General features: G+C 53.9%; 1 protein-coding gene. It reads right to left on the reverse strand.

Annotated elements, in window-relative coordinates; translation table 11 throughout:
* The coding region (locus tag FCL48_RS24825) for a VCBS domain-containing protein (protein WP_136876770.1) at positions 1-241 on the reverse strand (241 nt) is incomplete at both ends.

A 241-nucleotide genomic window follows, 5' to 3' on the forward strand; every position in this document is an offset into this window, starting at 1 on the left:
CCGGCCTCTGCCCCAACAGTGATCGCCCCGTTAACGGTGTCACCGGAACCTTCAACCACACTGTTGTCGGCAGGAGTAACATCTGCATCCGCATCATCAATAGAGATGGTCGGCGCACCGTCGGTCATGCCGTTTACATCGATGGTAAGGGTTGCTTCAGAGGTATCCCCATCAGCATCAGTAATGGTGTAGGTAAAGACATCCTGGATGGTGTCACCATCGTCAAGGGACTGTACATCCG

The organism is Desulforhopalus sp. IMCC35007 (genome assembly GCF_005116575.1).
Classification (GTDB): Bacteria; Desulfobacterota; Desulfobulbia; order Desulfobulbales; family Desulfocapsaceae; genus Desulforhopalus_A.